We start from the raw sequence: 19,282 nt of genomic DNA on the forward strand, positions 1-19,282 counted from the left end.
ATGCGCAGACGTTTTACGCCCCTGTTCATCGGCTTGCTACTGGCCCCGCTGCTGGGCGTTGCCGCCAGCGGCAGTGCTGCCGCCGCGAGTGGCAATTGCGCGGCACTGGCCCCGTTGCCGGCGGCGCTGGAAGTCGGCGAGGGCATGCAGCAAGCACTGCAATCACCGGTGGCGATCACCCGGGTTGCGGTGGGCGACCCGAAAATCGCCGACGTGCGCGTGACCGGCGATCAAGGGGTATTGCTGACCGGCGTCGCTCCCGGTGCAACCACACTGATGATCTGGAGCGCCTGCGCCAGCGCACCGCGCCAAAGCATGGTGTTCGTCCAGGGCAAGGCCAGTGCAGCGATGACCGCCGTGGCATTGCCGGCCAGCGATGATCCGACCCTGCCGTCGCAAGTACAGACCGACATCCGCTTCGTCGAAGTCAGTCGCACCAAACTGAAGGAAGCCGGCACGCAGATTTTCGGCAAGGGCTCGAACAACTTTCTGTTTGGCGCGCCGGGCACGGTGCCCAACACCTCGGTCACGCCGGGCGTGGTGCCGTTGCGCAATCTCGATCCGCGCATCGCGGTGCCGAGCATCCCGCTGGCCAACGATATGTTCAACATTGTCTGGGGTGGCGGCAGCAGTAAATTCCTTGGCATCGTCAACGCGCTGGAGGGCAGCGGCTTCGCTTATACCCTGGCGCGGCCGAGCCTGGTGGCGCTGAGCGGGCAGAGTGCAAGTTTCCTTGCGGGGGGCGAAATCCCGATTCCGGTCCCCAGTGCCAACAGCAACAGCTACTCCATCGAGTACAAGGAATTCGGCATTCGCCTGACACTGACCCCGACCGTGATCGGTCGTGACCGGATTGCCCTCAAGGTCGCTCCGGAGGTCAGTGAGCTGGACTACAACAACGGCGTGACCATCGGCGGCACCAAGGTGCCGGCGTTCACTATTCGCCGCACCGATACCAGCATCTCGCTGGCCGATGGCGAGAGTTTTGTCATCAGCGGGCTGATCAGCACCAACAACGCTTCGGAAGTGAACAAGTTTCCCGGGCTGGGCGATATCCCGGTGCTCGGTGCGTTTTTCCGCAACTCGTCGGTCAACCGCCAGGAGCGCGAACTGCTGATGATCGTTACCCCGCACCTGGTGCAGCCACTGGCCGCGAATGCGCCGTTACCGTCGCTACCCGGGGAAAAACTGCGCAACTACGATCCGAACTGGTACCGCCTGTACTTCCTGGAAAACGGCAACTTCGACAAACGCAGCGGGCTATCGCAATGAGCCAGAGCCTCAGCCAGACCTTCCTCGCCATCACCCGCAACGACACCGACCTTGAATGGTTGCAGGGCGCTTTGGCGCCGCTGGGCCAAGTGGTCAGTGCCGGTGGCGGCAGTCTTGATGAATTGCTGGCGCTGGTCGATGTGACTTTCGCCAGCCTGGTCTTCGTCGGTCTCGATCGCGACCATCTGGTGGCGCAGAGTGCATTGATCGAAGGTGTGCTGGAAGCCAAACCGATGCTCGCCATCGTTGCCCTCGGCGATGGCATGGACAATCAGCTGGTGCTTAATGCGATGCGCGCCGGGGCGCGGGATTTCGTCGCCTATGGCTCGCGTTCCAGCGAGGTCGCCGGGCTGGTGCGACGCCTGAGCAAACGCCTGCCGGCGGTGACGCCGAATGCCCAGCTCGGCGGCCTGACCGTGCTGTACGGCGTGCAAAGCAATGCCGACGGCGCGTTGCTCGCCAACCACATGGCGCTGGTGGTGCAGAAGAGCGGCCAGCAAACCCTGCTACTCGATCTGGGCCTGCCGCGTGGTGACAGTCTGGCGCTGCTGGGGCTGGAGAGCTCGTTCCATTTCGGCGATGCCTTGCGCCACTTGCGGCGCCTTGACGCGACCCTGATCGACAGCGCCTTCACCACTGCCGAAGCTGGCCTGCGCATCCTCGCGTACGCCAGTGGCGACGAGCCGCTCGAGCGCACCAGTGCCGCTGAGCTGTACATGCTGCTCAGCGCCTTGCGGCAGCACTTCCAGCACATTGTGGTCAACCTCACCGGCCAGCCGGACAGCGAAGCCCTGCGCACCTTCGTCAGCCATTGCGACAAGCTGTTGTGGTACACCGACCAGAATGTCCTCGATTGTCGGCGTAACCTTGCGGTGCTCAACCTGTGGCGCGAAAAAGGCATGAAACTCGAGCACGGCCGCTTGTTGGTCGACCGTTATCTGCGCAACGTCGCGCCCGACTCCGACACCCTCGGCAAGACCTTTGGCCTGGAAGTGATCGCCGTGCTCGCTTGCAGTCCGGAGCTGCGCCTGAACGCAAAAAACCAGGGTGTCACCCTGTTTGAGCTGGCGCCGCGCGAAGCCCTCAGTCAAAGCCTGCGCACCCTCGGCGAACGTCTGGCCAAACGTTCCGAAGGCCTGGTCAAACCCAAGGTCAACTGGCTCAACCGCCTGCGAGGCACCTCATGAACGGCGAGCAACTGTTCGGCGAGCAGCAGCGCCAAGCCGCCGGCAACACCGATCACGACGGCCTGAAACTGGTGCTGCACCGCTACATCATCGACGCTATCGAAGAGTCCGGGAAAAACCTGCTGGAAGGTTCGCGGCAGGTGCTTTCGCAGTTTGTCATCGACAAGGTGGCCGATTACATCGCACGGCTGCACCTGGCGATTTCGCGTTATGAAATGGAGCGGCTGGCTGAAGAAATCGTCGACGAGCTGACCGGTTTCGGTCCGCTGGAAGTGCTGCTGCGCGACAGTGCGGTGACCGAGATTCTGGTCAACGGCCCGCACCGGGTGTTCATCGAACGCGACGGCGTGTTGCACCTGAGCGATCTGCGGTTTATTGATGCGCATCACGTCGAACGGGTGATGCAACGCATCCTCGCCCCGCTCGGGCGTCGCCTCGACGAGTCGTCGCCGATGGTCGACGCGCGGCTGCCCGATGGCAGCCGGGTCAACGCCATCATCCCGCCGATTGCCCTCGACGGCCCCTGCCTGTCGATCCGTAAGTTTCGCAAGGACATGCTCAAAAGCACCGACCTGATGGCGATGCAAACCATCGATCAGGCGATTTTCGACTTTATCGAGGAAGCCGTCGGCAAGCGCTGCAATATCCTCATCAGTGGCGGTACCGGCACCGGAAAAACCACGCTGCTGAATATTCTCAGCCAGTTGATCAATCCCCATGAACGGCTGGTGACCATCGAAGACGTCGCCGAATTGCAGCTGGGCCACCCGCACGTCGTGCGCCTGGAAACCCGACCACCGAATGCCGAGGGCCACGGTGAGGTCAAGCCCAGCGACCTGATCCGCAACGCCCTGCGGATGCGCCCGGACCGGATCATCCTCGGCGAGATTCGCGGGGTCGAAGTGGTCGATGTGCTGACCGCCATGAACACCGGCCATGACGGCTCGATGAGCACCGTACACGCCAACAACGCCCAGGATGCCTTGCTCCGGCTGGAGACACTGGTGGGGCTCACCGGGCGTTCCATCGCCGAACGTACGTTGCGCCAGATGATCTGCGCAGCCCTCGACGTGATCATTCAGTTGACCCGCATGCCTGACGGTCGCCGCTGCGTCAGCGAAGTGGTGGAAGTGGTCGGCGTGCGCGACGACATCTATGTCACCAACACCTTGTTCCGCCTCGACCGTCGCACCGGTTTCGGCTTTCTGCGTGAAGCGGTCAACCCGGCCGGTGACAAATTGCGCCGCGAACCGGCGCATTCGCATTGAGGGGCACAGCATGCTCAAACCGCTGTTGCTGATCGTGATTTGCCTGGCGTTGCTCGGTCTGTCGCTGCGCCTGTTCTATAACAGCTGGCGCCAGAGTGGCGCGGAGCGCGTGCTCGACCGGCTGAGTCAGGGGCAGCCGCAACGGGCTGGCGAAGTTCCGCGCTGGGCCGGTCTGGACCGGACATTTCTACGCGCGGGTCTGGGGCGTCCGACGGATCGACTCGGCGTGTGGCTGCTGTTGTGGGCGTTTGCGACACTGATCGGCTTTGCCATCGCCGGATGGATTGGCTTGCTGGTGCTGCTGACGTTGCCGCCGGTGGTTTTGCGCCTGTATGTCAGTTGGCGTTACCAGCGTCGATTGCGGCGGATGATCGAACAACTGCCACAACTGCTCGACCACACCGTGCGCAGTCTCAAGTCCGGGCGCACGCTGGCCGATGCCGTGCTTGGCGGCATCGAAGCCAGTGAAGATCCGCTGAAAAATGCCATGGGCCGGGTTCAGCGCAATGTGCAGTTGGGCGTGAGCCTGCCGGACGCCGTGGCGGATCTGGCCGAGTTGTACGAGAAGGATGAGTTTCGTCTGTTCGCCCTCGGCCTCAAGGTCAATCACCGCTACGGCGGCAACGCCAGCGAGTTGCTGGAAAACCTGATCAAGATGATCCGCGAACGTGACCAGGCCTCGCGCCAGTTGCGCGCGATGACCGGCGAAACCCGCCTCACCGCGTGGGTGCTGGGACTATTGCCGATCGCCATGGCCGGCTATTTCCTGATGTCCAATCCGGTGTACCTGGTTGCCATGTGGCACGACCCTTCCGGGCAGCGCATGCTCGCCTCGGCGTTCGGCATGCAGGTGATCGGCAGTCTGTTGCTCTGGCGGATGTTGCGCAGCCTATGACCACGCCCCTGATGATCAGCGCTTTATGCTTGCTCGGTGCCGCAGTGCTGCTGATTGCCAACCTGCTGGAGCAGCGTCGGCGCAGCCGCCAGATCAGCCGCCGGCTCGACGGCGAGCTGAGCCGCGAGAACCGTTTTGGCAACCTGCTGCAAGTGCTCGGCGAGAGCCGGGTGGGCCAGCACAGCGTCAAGCTCGACAATGAAACCCAGACCCTGCTCAGCCGCCTGGGTTGGCGCAGTGCGCGTCAGCGCTCGCTGTTCGCTGCCTGCCAGATCGGCGCGCCGCTGTTGATGCTCGCGGTGGTGGTGTTGCTGCAAGGGGTGTTCTTTACGTCTGTAGAGAAACAATGGATCGCGCCACTGTTCGCCCTCGGCGTTGGCTACCTGCTGCCCAAGCGCCTTTTGGTAATGGCGGTGGCGCGTCGGCAGAAACGCCTGGCGAGCGAGATCGCTACGTTCCTGCCGCTGCTGCGCATTCTCTTCGAGTCGGGCATGGCCGTGGAGCAGGCGTTGCGGGTCTTGAGCCACGAGGCCCAGGCGTTGCTGCCGGTCTTGACGCAAGAGTTGCGCCTGGTGCTGGCGCGGGTCGACTCCGGCCTTGAGCTGGGTGAAGAACTGAACAAGGCCACGCAACTGCTGGCGGTGGACGAGTTCACTGACACCTGCGTGATCCTCCAGCAATTGCTGCATCAGGGCGGCGGCGCGATGAAATCGTTGCTGTCACTCAAGCAATTGCTCGACGACCGCCGCCTGACCCGGTTGCAGGAATACATCTCGAAAATGTCCGCCAAAATGTCCGTCGTGATGATGCTGTTTCTCTTCCCGGCGTTATTGATCGTCCTGGCCGGTCCGGGCTTCACCGCCCTGGCCAAGGCCCTGGGAGCCTAGAGGGATCGTAATGAAAGCAATGATTGCAGGTACCTGTCTTCTGTTGCTCGGGGGCTGTGCCAATACCGGGCAGACCCCTTGGGCGGCGCTGAGCAGCAACGCCAGCTGCGGCCAATTGAGTTCCGAGCAACAACTGTCGCTGAACCTCGCCGACGATATGGTCAAGGACGGCAAGCTGCACGCCAGCCTTGCCAACCTGCAGAGCCTGCCGGACAACCTCGCCGACGTGCGCCTGCGCAAGGCCCGGGTTTACCGCTTGCTCGGCCGCAGTGAGGCCGAGCCGCTTTATCGAGGCCTGCTCGGCAGTTGCCTGGCGGCCGAGGCCGAGCACGGTCTGGGTCAACTGGCGGCGGCCAAGGCCGATTACGGTCAGGCTCAAGCGCATCTGCAACGTGCCGCACGGTTGGCGCCGACCGACGAAAAAATCCGCAATGACCTCGGCGTGGTCTACCTCAACCAACTGCGCATTGAAGACGCGCGCTTCGAATTCCTGACGGCGATGGAGCTCAAGCAAAGCGATCAACTGGCCGCGCTGAATCTGGTCACGCTGTTGCTGTATCAGGATGACTGGAACCGTGCCGGTGAACTGGTCAGTCGCCTCGGCCTGAGCCCCGAGCAATTCAGCGAAGCGCAGAGGCGCGCGGAACAGCTCAAGGTGCCGGCGAAAGTCCCGGCCCCGGCCGCTGTCACGGCCATGCTCAAATAAGGAGAACTGCGATGAGAGCTGCGATTGTCTGCTTCAGTCTGCTGGCCTTGCCCTTGGTCAGTCATGCCATCGACGCGGGCCCGGCTTCGGCCGAGCAACAGGAAACCGAAGGCTGGTTACAGCTGCAGGCGCGCAACAAGGTGCCTTCGCCGACCCTGCAAACCGTCACGCCGACCGAGCGCGAGCTGGCCATGCAGCGCTGGTTGAAAAGTTACCAGCACGATATTCCGGAGTTCTACGATCAGCAGCAGGGTGGCAAGGTCGACAGTGGATCTGGGGGCGGGACACCTTAGGCCGGGCGTTGTTGATCGCCAGCGGGCGGGCCTCACTGGGGGATGTAGTCCCCCTGTGGGAGCCGGCCTGCCAGCGAGGGCACTTGGTCAAACTCGCAGGGCTTGCCCTACAACTGATAGCTGAAGCTGATGCTGTACCTCATTCGCCGGTTGTGGGTGTCCAGCGCTTCATCGGACATCGCTTTCGCTGCCTCCAGCGCGATGTTGTAGTACTTGGCGTCGCCAAACCGCAGGCCGATGGCTGCCGATGACAGGTCGCTGCTCTGCACCGCCAGTTGGTTGAACCAGGTTTTCGCGCGATCCAGTACCACGTACGGCTGCAGGATGCGCACCCAGTTGCCATCACGATTGAAGCTGTAATTGACCTCGTACGCCGCGCCCCAGCCTTTGTCGCCGGAGGCCTGGTCGTCCGGGTAGCCCCGACCGAAGTTCTGCCCGCCAAACACTGCGCGCTCGCTGTCGGGAAGGGTGTCATCGCTCCAGTACCCCGCCGCCGAGAGCACGCCTTGCCAGTTGTCGAGGAATTTGTCGCTCTGCACGCCGGAAAGGCGCAGGCGCAGGAAGTTCAGGTCCAGCGCCGGGTTGTTGCTATGGGCGCCCATGCTGTCGAGGCCCTGATACACACCGCCACTGAGAATCCGCAATCGGCGGGCATCGGCCTTGCGCCAGTCGCTTTCGAAAGCGAGGGCGCGGACGTCGGTCCGTTCCTCGATGCTCAGGGGGAAGCCGATCACGTTGTAGCGGGTACTGCTATCGACCGCATACAGCCGCGCGCCGGCATTGAGCAGTTCGTTGGACGCCGCGATGAACGGGTGGCTGACACCGATCGAGTAACGGTCGTCTTCCTTGTGCGGCTTGAGTTCGAAGCCGTCGCTGGTGACCAGATTGGTACCCGGGTCGGCGCGGTAGCGCGAGGCAAACAGGCTCAACTGCGTGCCTTCACTGTTGAGGAACTGGTTGTAGTCCAGGCGGTAGTAATGCTCGTGATCGTCCCCCGGTGGAAACAGGCCGCTGAGGGTCAGTTGCTCACCCATCGACGTCTGTGAGTTGCTGCTGACACCCAGCAATGCCTGGGTGCCATTGCGATTGTCTTCGGTGGTGCTCAGGGTGCTGGTGAAGGGTTTGCGGCTGGCCTGGGCGACCAGGGTGGTGGCGCCGTCGGTGGTGCCCGGCGGTGGCACCTGGGCCTGTACCGTCACCCCGGGAATGCGGGTCATCAGCGTGGTGTAGCGCTCGAAAGTCTTGCGGGTCAGCGGCCGTTCGGCCTGGATTTTCGCCGCCAGTTCGTCGAGCAGGCCTTTGACCCGCCCGACATCGCCCTGCATCTGGATATCCCGGACATAACCCTCAACTAACACCACCCGCGCCACGCCGTCGTCGAACTTCTGTTGGGGCAAAAACGCGTAGGACAGCAGATAGCCGTCCTGTTGATAGCGGCGGGTGATGTTGCGGGTGGCTTCGATCAGATCGGCGAGGCTGGTCGGATGACCGATCAGGGGTTTGTAGATCTCGGCCAACTCGTTGAGCGGGTAGATCGTACCGCCTTCAATCTGCACCGTTTTCAGGTTGATTCGGGTTTCCAGCATCAGCGGCTGCGCAGTGGCCGCGCCGGGTTCCGGCACGAGCACCGGGGTGGCGGCCGGCCGATAGGCATCGGCGGGCAGGTTCGGTACGGGCAGGTTGCGGATGGTTTCGTTGCTGTTGAGAAAACTGGGCAGGGTGTCGGCGAAAGCGGCGGAACTGAGACTGAGGAACAGCAGGGATGCCATTACGCGCATAGGACACTCCGTGGTCAGGTCGCAGCACAGGGCTGTTTTTTCCTAAGAAAAAAGCGGAAGACTCGTCGGAGTCTTCCGCCCTCAACCAAGCGTAGGCGCTGTAGGTGAGGCCGTCGAATCGGCCAGGTGCAATTTAGCGTTTGTTGCCTCCCAGAGTGCCGGTCAGGCCGCCCAGTACGCCGCCCAGTCCGCCGGTTGCCGTGCCTCCGGTGGCGGCGCCGCCGTTGACCAGGCCACCGACTGCGCCGACAGTGGCTCCGACGTTGCTGACCAGACCGCCGACTGCTGTGGTCACCGGATTGTTGGTGGCCGCGATGGTGGCGCCGACATTGCTGACCGCGCCGCCGACCTGACCGGTGAGACCGGCGACCGGAGTGCCGAGACCGGTTGCAGCGCCGACGTTTTGGGTCAGACCGGTGACCGCGGTGGTCACTGGATTAAGTGCCGTACCGACGCTGTTGCCCACTCCCGCCAGCGGTGCAGTGGTGCCAGTGATCGGTGTACCGGAACCGCCGAGCACGGTGTTGAGCGAGGCGATGGTGTTGCCCAGTCCGCCTACCGCGACACCACCGGCACTGACCGCGCCGTTGGTGTTGCCGGCGTTCAGGCCGCTGCCGACGTTGACCACTGCGCCACCGACCGTTTGCAGCAGGCCGGTACCACCGAGACCGCCGCCAAGACCGCCGCCGACGCCCCCTGAATCGGTGCCGTTGTCCACCAGTCCGCCGGCTTTGCCGACCGCCGTGCCGACGTTGCTCAGGGCGCCGCCGACCGTATTGGTCAGCGCGTTGCCGTTGCCGGCGCCGGTCACTTTGTCGCCCACGCCGTCAACCGCAGTGCCGACTTGTTTGATCAGGCCGTTGAGTGGAGCGCCGAGCCCGGTTGCATCACCGACTTTGTCGGTGGTGCTTTCCACCATGGCAATCACCGGCACCAGCCCGTTGCCGACACTCTTGGTCACGGAACCGAGCGGCCCGGTGGTGGTGGCGACACTGAGGGTGTCACCGAGCATAGTGACTTTCTCGCCAACACCGTCGAGCACCGGTGCGACTTTGGTCACCACGCCGCCCACCACGGGAACGCTGTTGGTGGCGGTGGCGAGCTTGCCACTCAGGTCCGAGACGCCGCTGCCGACATCCGCGACCACGCCGCCGACGGACGACGCGGTGACACCCAGACCGTTATCGACGGTGCCTAACTTGCCGATGCCGTTGGCCACGCCATCACCCAGTGTGGTGACCACCTTGCCTGCTGTTTTGGCGGCGCTTTGCACCACGCCACCGACCACAGGCACGGCGCTCAGGGAGTCGCCGACCTGACCGACGCCAGTGCCGACGCCGGCGACGGTATTACCGACATCCTGGACCAGGGTGCTGGTCACCAGTGGTGAAGGTGTCGGCGTGGTCGGGGTGGTTGGACCACCTGGATCGGTCGGCGTGGTTGGTGTTGTCGGGGTGGTCGTGCCACCGGTTCCGCCCGTGCCGCCAGTGCCGCCAGTGCCCGCAGTACCACCGGTGCCACTTGAACCACCGGTTCCACTGGTGCCGCCGTCAGCCGCTCCTGGTGCCGCGCCATCGGAGGATGAGCTGCCCGAGCTGCTGTGATGACCGCCACCGCCACTGCTGCAGCCGGCGAGGCCGAGGGAGAGGATCAATGCCAGAGTAATTGCCGATTTGCACCACACGTCTTGAGTTTTCATGATTAAGATTCCTTGCACCTGTCACAACATTCGTCGTTTTCGATGGCTCGCCGATCTGTCGCCGGCAATGCCTCGTCCGTGGTGCCAATCTCAATCGCGCGGTCAGTTCACGCCATTCTCAAGTTGGTATTAACGCCTTTATATATAAGGGGCTGCGCAGTGCCTAAGAACTAATACCGGGGTGATAGGCGGGCAAAAAAAAGCCTTGAAAATCAAGGCCGGGTTTTTTGCCGCAGGGAGCAAAGCGGGAAGAAAAACTTAAGTGATATATACACAATTTACAGGCTTGCCCCGCCAGTGAAATGCACGCAACGGAGCATCTGTGGCGAGGGGATTTATCCCCGCTCGGCGGCGCAGCCGTCGTAAAGAGATGTACCGGATGTATCAGATTCACCGCAGGTGCTTGTGCTGGGGCGGCTGCGCGCCCCAACGGGGATAAATCCCCTTGTCACAGGCAGCAGGCCATTTTCCCGGTTGTTCAGGCCAGCGGCTGCCACTGCCCCACCATGTGCTGCAGATCCCCGGCGCCCACCAGGCGCAATTCACCGCTGGACCCAGGCGCGCTCGCCAGCAGTGTCACCTCGCTCGGCAAGCGCACCGGTTTGCGAAAGTGCACGGTGATTTCCAGATTCGCCCGCGGCAAGTGATCGGCCAGCGCTGCCAGCGTGCGAGCCTTGTTCCACAAGCCATGGGCGATGGCCGTGGGGAAGCCGAATACCTTGGCACTCGCGGCGCTCAGATGAATCGGGTTGTAGTCTCCGGACACCCTGGCGTACTGCCGGCCGATGTCCGTCGGGGCTTTCCAGTGCGCCACTTCCACCAGCGTTTGCGCGGGCTCCCAGTCCTGTTCGGGCGACTCGCCTGCCAGTTTCACCCCGCGACAGAGCATGCGGCTTTCGGCTTCCCACAGCGGTCCGAGCTGGTCGTCCAGAGTGGTCAGCACATCAAACGTCGCGCCCTTCGGATGCGGTTGCAGGTTGAGCACGCGAACGCTCACTTGCGCGCGACTGATCCCGCCCATCGGCCGCACTACGCGGATGCAGTTGCTCAGGTGAATCAGCCCCAGCAGCGGAAACGGAAAGTCTTTCGCTGTGAGCAATTGCATCTGCAACGCGAAGGCGAGGATATGCGGATAAGTCGGCGGCAACAGGCCGTCATCGGCAAAGCCACAGACCTTGCGATAGGCCGCCAGTTTTTGTGCGTCGACATCGACCCAGCAGCGCAAACCGCTGTCGGGCAACTGGGTGCCGCGGATCTTGCGACGCGTCGCGGCCCGCACATACAGGCCGGGCAGGCGCGGTTCGCGGTCGAGGGTGTGCCATTCAATGCTCATGTCTACGCCCCCAGAACACTTTGGCCGCAGACCCGCAGCACCTGGCCGGTGAACGCGCCAGTGCCCGGTTGCGCCAGCCATGCCACCGCTTCGGCGACGTCCTGGGGCAAGCCGCCCTGGCCCAGTGAACTCATGCGCCGCCCGGCTTCGCGCAGGCCGAACGGGATATGCGCGGTCATCTGGGTTTCGATAAAACCCGGAGCCACGGCATTGATGCTGATACCGCGCTCGAGCAATGTCGGGGCCCACGCCTGAGCCAGTCCGATCAACCCGGCCTTGCTCGCGGCATAGTTGGTCTGCCCGCGGTTGCCGGCGATGCCGCTGATCGAGGCCAGCAGAATCACCCGTGCATTGTCGTGCAAGGTGCCGTTGTCGAGCAGGGCCTTGGTCAGCACTTGCGGGGCGTTGAGGTTGACCGCCAGCACCGCGTCCCAGAATTCCGGGGTCATGTTGGCCAGGGTCTTGTCACGGGTGATGCCGGCGTTATGCACCAGAATGTCGAGGCCATCCGGCAGGTGTTCGATCAGTTGCGTGGCAGCGTCTTCGGCACAGATATCGAGGGTGATGCTGCGACCGCCGAGGCGCGCCGCCAGGGCATCAAGATCGGTCTTGGCCGGCGGCACGTCGAGCAGAATCACCTCGGCGCCATCACGGGCCAGCGTTTCGGCGATGGACGCTCCAATACCCCGCGCGGCGCCGGTGACCAGCGCCTTGCGCCCGGCCAGGGGGCGGGTCCAGTCGGTCACTGGCGTAGTGCACGCCGTCAGCCGAATCACTTGCCCGGAAACAAACGCACTTTTCGGCGAGAGGAAAAACCGCAGCGGGCCTTCCAGCTGATCTTCGGCGCCTTCGCCGACATAAATCAGTTGCAGGGTGCCGCCGCTGCGCAGCTCCTTGGCCAGCGAGCGTGAGAAACCTTCCAGCGCCCGTTGCGCGCTGGCCGCAAAGGGATCGCGCAGGGTTTCCGGCGCCCGGCCGAGAATCACCAGATGCGCGCTGTGCTCGAGATTTTTCATCAGCGGCTGAAAAAACTCGCGCAACTGCTTGAGCTGGTCGGTGTGCTGCAGGTCGCTGGCGTCGAACACCACGGCCTTGAGTTTCGGGCCGTGGCCGGGAATCCACGCGGCGGCCATCGAAGGTTCGGTGCCGTAGCTGTAGATCGCATCGGTCAGGCGGTTGGCAAAGGCATTGACCCGCTCTGCCAGCGGCCCGCCACCGAGCAGCAGCGCACCGTCCACCGGCCGCAGGCGCCCGGCCTGCCAGCGTTCCAGTCGCACCGGCGACGGCAGGCCCAAAGCCCCGACCAAACGGTGGCCGATGGACGAGTTGGCGAAGTCGATATAGCGGTCAGACATGGAACGCTCTCCAAAAGTTGGGGTTCAAAGTGTGGACTACCCACGGCAATCAATCGTTCGATCCACGCAATAAGGCCTACGCTAGAACAGCAGAGTAGACCACCGACCCTGTGGGAGCTGGCTTGCCAGCGATAGCGGAGTGTCAGCCACTGAAAAGGTTGGATGTGCCGGCCCCATCGCTGGCAAGCCAGCTCCCACAGGGTTCTCTATGAACCCGGATATTCAACAAGGAGTTATTCATGAGTCAGCTGCGCCGCGTCGCGATCATCGGCGGTAACCGTATTCCCTTTGCCCGTTCGAACGGGCCTTACGCCACCGCCAGCAATCAGGCAATGCTCACCGCCGCTCTGGAAGGCCTGATCGAACGCTACAACCTGCACGGCCAGCGCATTGGCGAAGTGGTGGCGGGCGCAGTATTGAAATTGTCACGGGATATGAACCTGACCCGCGAATGCGTGCTGGGCTCACGCCTGTCCCCGACCACCCCGGCCTATGACATCCAGCAAGCTTGCGGCACCGGCCTGGAAGCAGCATTGCTGGTGGCCAATAAAATTGCCCTCGGCCAGATTGATTGCGGCATTGCCGGCGGCGTCGACACCACCTCGGACGCGCCAATCAGCGTCAGCGAAGGCCTGCGCAAAATCCTCTTGCAAGCTAACCGCGCGAAGACCACCGGCGACAAACTGAAGACCTTCCTGCAACTGCGGCCGCAACACCTGATTCCGGAGTTTCCGCGCAATGGCGAGCCGCGTACCGGGCTGTCGATGGGCCAACACTGCGAGTTGATGGCGCAGACCTGGAACATCCCGCGCGAAGAACAGGATCAACTGGCCCTCGAAAGCCACCACAAACTCGCCGCGTCCTACAGCGAGGGCTGGCACAACGATTTGATGACGCCGTTCCTCGGCCTGACCCGCGACAACAATCTGCGCCCGGACCTGACCCTGGAAAAACTCGCCACACTGAAGCCAGCCTTCGAGAAAAGCGCCAGGGGCACGTTGACGGCGGGCAACTCCACGCCGCTGACTGATGGCGCTTCGGTGGTGCTGTTGGGCAGCGAGGAATGGGCGAACGCGCGCGGGCTGCCGATCCTCGCTTATCTGCGTGACGGTGAGGCGGCCGCGGTGGACTTCGTCAATGGCGCCGAAGGTCTGCTGATGGCTCCGGTGTACGCGGTACCGCGTTTGCTGGCGCGCAATGGCCTGACCTTGCAGGACTTCGACTATTACGAAATTCATGAGGCGTTCGCGGCGCAGGTGCTGTGCACGCTGAAGGCCTGGGAAGATCCCGAATATTGCAAAACCCGTCTGGGCCTCGACGCGCCGCTGGGCTCGATCAATCGCAGCCGGCTCAATGTGAAGGGCAGTTCGCTGGCGGCCGGGCATCCGTTTGCCGCCACCGGCGGGCGCATCGTGGCCAACCTGGCCAAGTTGCTGGACGCAGCGGGCAAGGGCCGCGGCCTGATTTCGATCTGCGCGGCGGGCGGGCAGGGCGTCACCGCCATTATCGAACGCTAGAAAAGGCCCCTCACCCTAGCCCTCTCCCAGAGGGAGAGGGGACTGATCGCGGGAAATTGCAGACCTACGCTGACGTGAGAGAACAACGCTGAATCCAGAATCGACCCAGTCTGGAGAATTTTGCCAGTCCAAATTCGACGCGGTATTTCAGGTCGATGTATAACGCCAGACACCTCGGTCAGCCCGCTCTCTCTCCGGGAGAGGGGGCTGACCGAGGTTCAGGTACGAAAACGACGTACCAACCCGTCCAGCTCATTCGACAGCCCCGCCAGACTCTGCGAATCCTGCTGTGCCGAGTTCGCCAGTTCCGCCACCAGTTGCGCATCGCCATGAATCTGGCTGATGTGCCGATTGATGTCTTCAGCCACCTGATGCTGCTCTTCGGCGGCGGTGGCGATTTGCGTGTTCATGTCACGAATCACGTCGACCGACTCACGGATCTGACCGAAGCTCTCGCGCGCTTCGCCGATGCGCGTCACCGACTGCTGCGAGACTTGCAGGCTGGCGTGCATCTGTTGCGTGACCTCGCTGGTGCGCTTGGCCAGATTGCCAAGCAAGCCGTCGATTTCCGCCGTCGAGTCCGCCGTGCGTTTGGCCAGTGCGCGCACCTCATCCGCCACCACGGCAAAGCCGCGCCCCTGTTCACCGGCGCGGGCTGCTTCGATGGCGGCGTTGAGTGCCAGCAGGTTGGTCTGCTCGGCGATGGAGCGGATGGTGCCGAGAATCGACTGAATATCGTTGCTGTCGCGCTCCAGTTGCTGCATCGACTGTGCCGACTGCTCCAGCTCCTGGCTCAGTTGATCGACGCTGTGCACCGCTGCATCAATCTGCTGTTGCCCCTGGCGGGCCTGACGCTGGCCGCTGTCGGCGGAGTCCGCCGCCTGACTGCACGAGCGGGCGACTTCGTTGGCGGTGGCGACCATTTCGTGGAACGCCGTCGATACCATGTCCACCGCTTCACGCTGTCGTCCGGCCGCTTCGGCCATATCGCTGGAGACCCGGGTCGAGCTCTGCGAGGTGGCGAGGATCTTTCCGGCGGCGCCGCCGATGTGCTGAATCAGGCTGCGGATCGCGGTGAGGAACTGATTGAACCAGTTGGCCAATTGCGCGGTTTCGTCGTTGCCACGGATGTCGAGGTTTTTGGTCAGGTCGCCTTCGCCCTGCGCGATGCCTTCCAGGCCACTGGCGACGCTGCGGATCGGACGCACGATCAGGCTGGCAAAACTGGCGCCGACCACGGCGAACAGCACGGCGAGCACGGCGGCGATGATCGCGATCAGCCAGGTCAGCTGCGTGGCCGAGCTCATCACATCGCTCTGCTTGATCAGGCCGACGAAGGTCCAGCCCAATTGCTCCGACGGCCAGACGTTGGCCATGTAGCGCTCACCGTTAAGCTCGACTTCGACCAGGCCTTTGCCGGCCTTGGCCAGCTGCGCATAACCTTCGCCGAGGCTGTCCAGCGGCTTGAAATTGTGTTCCGGCTGTTTCGGGTCGACCAGCACCGTGCCGCTGTTTTCCAGGAGCATCAGGTAGCCGGTTTCGCCCAGCTTGATCTGCTTGACGATCTCGGTGAGCTGCTTGAGCGTCACGTCGATGCTGACCACGCCGCCGTTGCTGCCGAGTTTGTTGTCGATGGTGCGCACGGTGCTGACGTAGGTCGCATCGTCCTGCGCCCAGTAGTAAGCGGCGGTCCGGAACGGTTTGCCCGGTTTGGCCTGGGCCGCCTTGTACCACGGCCGCTGACGCGGGTCGTAGTTGTTGAGTTTGGGATCATCCGGCCACGACACGTAGCCGCCGGCGGCGGTGCCGACGATGGCATAAGCGTACGCCGGGTGAGCGTTGCCCAGATCCTGCAGGAACGCGAAGACCTTTTTATCCATCTCACCCTGGGGGATGGATTCGGCGTTGGCGCTCATGTAGGTCTTGAGGCTGTCGTCGGTGTTTTTGATCAGCGGTTGCGACGCCAGGTAATCGACGTTCTGGCTGATGCCATCAAAAAACAGCTGCATGGCATTGCTGACCTGACGAATCTCGCGACCGCTACTGTCGACAAAACTGTCCCGGGCATCGCTGCGCAGGTTCATCACCACCAGGGTCGCGACCAGCACCACCGGCAAGCAGGCGATGATTGCAAACGCCCACGTCAATTTCTGTTTGATGTTCATCCGCGCTCCAGATTTTCTTGTAGGCCCACGCAGTGCAGATGACTTGTGGTTTATTGGCAGCCGAAAACGGTGTGGATCACCCGTTTCCCTGAGTGCGACATCGCTGATTTTTGTGGAACGATTGTCGGACAAATCCCTCTGTCATTGAGGACTTCGGCTGCAAAACGGGGAAATTGAGGGCACTGCGGAAAAATCTTGCGACGGGTGTGAAGGCAACTGTCAGATTCTGTCGCAAATGCCCTTGAACACGGGCGCCTACAAGTTCGGTGGGCTCGGCTATGATTCGCAACGGTCATGTACGCGTAGCGTTGGCGCCGTTCAATCCGGCACAGTGTGTGCATTCTCAAGGTTCACAGGTCGGCAACCCCTCCCCGTGATGCGAGGATTGCCGTATAACGAGTGACATTCGCGTGTTTGGTAATAAAGGACCCACAATAAAAGCTGATGAAGACTCCAAAACGCATTGAACCCCTGATCGAGGACGGTCTGGTCGACGAAGTGCTGCGCCCACTGATGAGTGGTAAAGAAGCAGCTGTTTATGTGGTGCGCTGCGGCAATCAGTTACGTTGCGCAAAGGTCTACAAGGAGGCGAACAAACGCAGTTTCCGCCAGGCGGCCGAGTATCAGGAAGGCCGCAAGGTTCGCAACAGCCGACAGGCTCGGGCGATGGCGAAGGGCTCCAAGTTCGGTCGCAAAGAGACCGAAGATGCCTGGCAGAACGCCGAAGTGGCGGCGCTGTTCCGTCTGGCCGGCGCCGGCGTGCGGGTGCCCAAACCCTACGACTTCCTCGACGGCGTGCTGTTGATGGAACTGGTGGCCGACGAATTCGGCGATGCCGCGCCGCGTCTGAACGACGTGGTGCTGGAGCCGGATCAGGCGCGCGAATATCACGCGTTCCTGATTTCGCAGATCGTGCTGATGTTGTGTACCGGTCTGGTGCACGGTGACCTCTCGGAGTTCAACGTGCTGTTGACGCCGACCGGCCCGGTGATCATCGACCTGCCGCAAGCCGTCGACGCTGCCGGTAACAACCACGCCTTCAGCATGCTGGAGCGCGATGTCGGCAACATGGCTTCGTACTTCGGCCGCTTTGCCCCGGAGTTGAAGAAGACCAAGTACGCCAAGGAAATGTGGGCGTTGTACGAAGCTGGCACCTTGCACCCGAACAGTGTGCTGACCGGTGAGTTCGATGATCCGGAAGACCTGGCCGACGTTGGCGGGGTGTTGCGCGAGATCGAAGCGGCGCGCCTCGACGAGGAGCGCAAGCAGGCAATCCGTGCAGCGGACGACGAGCCGAAAGGCAAGTCCGACGAGCCACCGCCACCCCCGTGGATGCAGTGATCGCTTGATGAGAAACCCGGCTTCGGCCGGGTTTTTTGTTTGATTCAGAAGCCTTACAAGCCCAGAAGCCCCTCACCCCAGCCCTCTCCCAGAGGGAGAGGGAGCCGACCGAGGTGTCTTGCGTCATACATCGACCTGAAAAAACGAGTCGATTATGGATTCAACGAAAAACGTTCAGGTCGGTGTACCTCCCAAATATCCCCCAATCAGTCCCCTCTCCCTCTGGGAGTGTATGTACCGGAGACATGGTGGACACATGTTCGGAGACATGGTGGACGGTTTTAGATCTTCTTACCTGCCATAACGATCTGCAAGTTCAAGTCGATTCGGGCGATGCGATGTCTACTCCAGTAGACATCGTGGATGCCGTCCTCCGTCGTTTCCCGGATAGCTACTGACTTCCCGTAAAAAGCTTTCCCGACTGTGTATTCACGGTTCCTCCAGTAGATCTCGCCCTTTACCTGAACCTTCCTGACCACATCACCATCGTCGTACTCCGGCGCTGCGGGTTGCTCCTGATATTCCCTTGAGCTGCTGCTGTACCGAGTAGCAGGAACCTGCATGTCCAGCGCTTGATGCGGGCGCTTCTGGTTGTAAATATCACGCCAGATATCAAACGCCCGTTGCGCGCTGTTGAGATCGTTAAAGTGCTGACCCTGGAGGACTTCATTTTTCAGACTGCGGTGGAAGCGTTCCAGCTTTCCTTGGGTTTGCGGATGATAAGGTCGAGAGTGGCCGACCTTGATGCCTTGACTCATCAGCCAGACCTCCAGCGCGGTATAAACGCCTGTCTGATCACCCCATGGAGAGCCGTTGTCCATCGTCATGCGCAAAGGCAGGCCATAGCGCCGAAAGGCCCGGACCAGATGCTCCTGGACGGTGTCGCGCTGCTCATTGATACACGCCGCGATGCACAGTGAAAACCGCGAATGATCGTCCAGTATCGTCAACGGATGGCAACGCCCCTGACCCAGACTGATATGCCCCTTGAAGTCCATCTGCCAAAGATCGTTGGGCGCTTCATGCTCAAAACGGATAAACGGTTTGATCTCGGCGGCCTTTGGATCAACGCGTGAATGACGCTGTAAAACCGCATGCACGGTACTGACCGAAGGCATCACTAAGCCGTTGTCTTCCAACACACGTTTGAGCTTGCGAGCGCCCCAGGCCGCGTACTCCTGACTCACGGTCAAAATCTGCTGTTCAACCTCATCAGCACATCGCTTGGGTGATGTCTTCGGTCGTCGAGACTGATCGTTCAGTCCTTCTGCACCCAGGTTTTCAAACCTGTTAAGCCATTTATAGGCGGTGCTTGGGCTGATATTAAATCGACGGCAAAGCTGCCGGACATTGGCCCCTTCTTGCCGAGCCAAAAGCACGAATTCTGAACGAAGCTGCACAGTGGACACCTCTTCCCAAGACACAGGTCATCTCCTTAGTGATGAGCAATGTGCCTATTAAAAAGTGTCCACCATGTCTCCGAACACCTGTCCACCATGTGTCCGGTACATACAGGGAGAGGGTTAGGGTGAGGGGCTCTTTCGGATCAACGCAAATTCAAGTCTACTGTCCACCGCCCCAACCAC

15 protein-coding genes and 1 pseudogene are annotated in these 19,282 nt (G+C 62.0%); 9 read left to right on the plus strand and 7 right to left on the minus strand.

Annotation, left to right across the window (positions count from 1 at the left end; genetic code table 11):
* Genes HV782_RS04220 through HV782_RS04250 form a run of 7 tightly spaced genes read left to right on the plus strand, consistent with a single transcriptional unit; the run spans position 1 to position 6,508 of the window.
* Entirely contained in the window at positions 1–1,272 is a 1,272-nt protein-coding gene (locus HV782_RS04220) for a type II and III secretion system protein family protein (RefSeq protein WP_186747431.1), read from the plus strand.
* Positions 1,269–2,459 (plus strand): CpaE/TadZ family protein, encoded by a 1,191-nt coding sequence (locus HV782_RS04225; RefSeq protein WP_123471080.1) that lies wholly within the window; start codon positions 1,269–1,271, stop codon positions 2,457–2,459. The genes HV782_RS04220 and HV782_RS04225 overlap by 4 nt, the downstream gene beginning before the upstream one ends.
* On the plus strand, positions 2,456–3,727 hold the full coding sequence (locus HV782_RS04230) for a TadA family conjugal transfer-associated ATPase (protein ID WP_186747429.1): 1,272 nt from the start codon (positions 2,456–2,458) through the stop codon (positions 3,725–3,727). Before HV782_RS04225 ends, HV782_RS04230 begins: the two co-directional genes overlap by 4 nt.
* A gap of 10 nt (positions 3,728–3,737) precedes the next feature.
* Positions 3,738–4,622 (plus strand): type II secretion system F family protein, encoded by an 885-nt coding sequence (locus HV782_RS04235; RefSeq protein WP_186747427.1) that lies wholly within the window; start codon positions 3,738–3,740, stop codon positions 4,620–4,622.
* On the plus strand, positions 4,619–5,509 hold the full coding sequence (locus HV782_RS04240; RefSeq protein WP_123471086.1) for a type II secretion system F family protein: 891 nt from the start codon (positions 4,619–4,621) through the stop codon (positions 5,507–5,509). The genes HV782_RS04235 and HV782_RS04240 overlap by 4 nt, the downstream gene beginning before the upstream one ends.
* Before the next feature lie 10 nt (positions 5,510–5,519).
* Positions 5,520–6,215, plus strand: a complete 696-nt coding sequence (locus HV782_RS04245) for a tetratricopeptide repeat protein (RefSeq protein ID WP_123471087.1) — start codon at positions 5,520–5,522, stop codon at positions 6,213–6,215.
* An 11-nt stretch (positions 6,216–6,226) separates the two neighbouring features.
* Positions 6,227–6,508, plus strand: coding sequence for a DUF3613 domain-containing protein (locus HV782_RS04250; RefSeq protein WP_123471089.1), 282 nt, complete (start codon positions 6,227–6,229; stop codon positions 6,506–6,508).
* Between the two features lie 107 nt (positions 6,509–6,615).
* Here HV782_RS04250 and HV782_RS04255 read toward each other — a convergent pair whose 3' ends face one another.
* The 4 genes from HV782_RS04255 to HV782_RS04270 all read right to left on the minus strand — a co-directional run bounded on the left by HV782_RS04255 (position 6,616) and on the right by HV782_RS04270 (position 12,673).
* Positions 6,616–8,286 carry a ShlB/FhaC/HecB family hemolysin secretion/activation protein gene (locus HV782_RS04255; RefSeq protein WP_186747425.1) on the minus strand — a complete coding sequence of 557 codons (1,671 nt, stop codon included), beginning with the start codon at positions 8,284–8,286 and terminating at the stop codon, positions 6,616–6,618.
* Between the two features lie 133 nt (positions 8,287–8,419).
* Positions 8,420–9,985, minus strand: coding sequence for a collagen-like triple helix repeat-containing protein (locus HV782_RS04260; protein ID WP_186747423.1), 1,566 nt, complete (start codon positions 9,983–9,985; stop codon positions 8,420–8,422).
* A 478-nt stretch (positions 9,986–10,463) separates the two neighbouring features.
* A complete protein-coding gene (locus tag HV782_RS04265) occupies positions 10,464–11,318 on the minus strand; it encodes a MaoC family dehydratase (RefSeq protein ID WP_186747421.1) in 855 nt (284 codons plus the stop codon).
* 2 nt (positions 11,319–11,320) lie between these two features.
* The gene (locus HV782_RS04270) at positions 11,321–12,673 is read right to left on the minus strand and encodes a 3-oxoacyl-ACP reductase (protein ID WP_186747419.1); all 1,353 of its coding nucleotides are present in this window, start codon (positions 12,671–12,673) and stop codon (positions 11,321–11,323) included.
* A 239-nt stretch (positions 12,674–12,912) separates the two neighbouring features.
* Between HV782_RS04270 and HV782_RS04275 the strand changes: the two genes are divergently transcribed.
* Positions 12,913–14,190 (plus strand): acetyl-CoA C-acetyltransferase, encoded by a 1,278-nt coding sequence (locus HV782_RS04275; protein ID WP_123471099.1) that lies wholly within the window; start codon positions 12,913–12,915, stop codon positions 14,188–14,190.
* A gap of 218 nt (positions 14,191–14,408) precedes the next feature.
* Here HV782_RS04275 and HV782_RS28905 read toward each other — a convergent pair whose 3' ends face one another.
* On the minus strand, positions 14,409–15,176 hold the full coding sequence (locus HV782_RS28905) for a methyl-accepting chemotaxis protein (RefSeq protein WP_418951573.1): 768 nt from the start codon (positions 15,174–15,176) through the stop codon (positions 14,409–14,411).
* A gap of 90 nt (positions 15,177–15,266) precedes the next feature.
* Positions 15,267–16,355, minus strand: a pseudogene (locus HV782_RS28910) (cache domain-containing protein); the annotation flags it as partial.
* Between the two features lie 444 nt (positions 16,356–16,799).
* On the opposite strand from HV782_RS28910, the gene HV782_RS04285 reads away from it, so the two are divergent.
* A complete protein-coding gene (locus HV782_RS04285) occupies positions 16,800–17,696 on the plus strand; it encodes a PA4780 family RIO1-like protein kinase (protein ID WP_123471103.1) in 897 nt (298 codons plus the stop codon).
* Between the two features lie 281 nt (positions 17,697–17,977).
* On the opposite strand, the gene HV782_RS04290 is transcribed toward HV782_RS04285, so the two are convergent.
* Positions 17,978–19,120 (minus strand): IS481 family transposase, encoded by a 1,143-nt coding sequence (locus tag HV782_RS04290; protein WP_186748803.1) that lies wholly within the window; start codon positions 19,118–19,120, stop codon positions 17,978–17,980.
* Positions 19,121–19,282 lie beyond the last annotated feature (162 nt).

The organism is Pseudomonas monsensis (genome assembly GCF_014268495.2).
GTDB classification, from domain to species: Bacteria; Pseudomonadota; Gammaproteobacteria; order Pseudomonadales; family Pseudomonadaceae; genus Aquipseudomonas; species Aquipseudomonas monsensis.